Consider the following 1,180-nt stretch of genomic DNA (forward strand, 5'->3'; position numbering starts at 1 on the left):
GAGCTGCTCGAGACCGTGCTGGGCGTCTGGAGCGGGCTCGATGCGCTGGCCCAGGACATGCGCGGCCTGCTCGACCAGGCCGTGGACCCGGCCGCGGGTGCGGGCAGCCTGGCCGACGCCGTGCAGTCCGCGCAGGCCGAACGCGCCACGGCGCTGACCGCACTCGCCCAGGGCTGGGGCGCGCAGGCGCAGGCGCTGCGCGACTGGCTCGACGCCCAGGTCGCGGCGCCGGGCGCGCACTGGGACGGGCGCAAGCTCGCGCCGCGCCATTACACGGGCTGGCTGCAAAGCGTGATCGACTGGGCCGCGGATCCGCTGGAGGCCGAGCTGACCCTGACCGATTCCGCGCGCCACCGGCTCAGCCCCGAAGGCCTGCTCGAAGCGCGAAAAAAAGGCGCGCCCGCGCTGGCCGTGCCGCCGGGCTTCGAGGCGCTGCAGCAGCTGCTCGCCGACCTGGCGAAGCTGCCCGCGCTGTCCACGCGGCTGCGCCTGCACGCCGCGGCGCGCGTCTTGCAGCGGCTCGCGCAGCTCAAGCGCCAGCAGGGCACGTTCGGCTTTGCCGACCTGCTGCAGCGGCTGGATCGCGCGCTCGCGGGCGACAACGGCGCGGCGCTGTGCGCGCGCATCCAGGCGCAGTACCCGGTCGCGCTGATCGACGAATTCCAGGACACCTCGCCGCTGCAATACCGGCTGTTCGACCGCATCTACCGCACGCCGGCCAACGACCCGCAGGCCGCGCTGCTGCTGATCGGCGATCCCAAGCAGTCGATCTACGGCTTTCGCGGCGCCGATATCTACAGCTACCTGCAGGCGCGCGCGGCGACGGCCGGGCGCCACTATGTGCTGGGCACGAACTACCGTTCGACGCAGACGCTGGTCGACGCCGTCAACCACTGGTTCGGCCAGGCTGAAGCGCGCGACGGCGCGGGCGCGTTCATGTTCCGCAGCGAGGCCGGCAATCCCCTGCCTTTCGTTGCCGTCCAGGCCCAGGGCCGCAAGGAAGTGTTCCGCGACGCCGGCGGCGCCGTGCCCGCGCTGCAGCTGCAGGTCGAGCTCGACCCGCTGCAGACCGCCAAGCGCGCGCAGCGCGGTTTCGCCGCGCGCTGCGCCGAGCAGATCGTGCAGTGGCTCAACGATCCCGAAGCCGGCTTTGCCGCGCCCGACCAGCCGCTGGCCCGGC

The 1,180-nt window shown here is 73.3% G+C and carries 1 protein-coding gene; it reads left to right on the plus strand.

All coding sequences use genetic code 11. The features are described 5' to 3' along the window. Positions 1-1,180 (plus strand): UvrD-helicase domain-containing protein (locus D3H34_RS32845; protein ID WP_147400606.1); only part of this gene is annotated, 1,180 nt, incomplete at both ends.

This window comes from Acidovorax cavernicola (genome assembly GCF_003581445.1).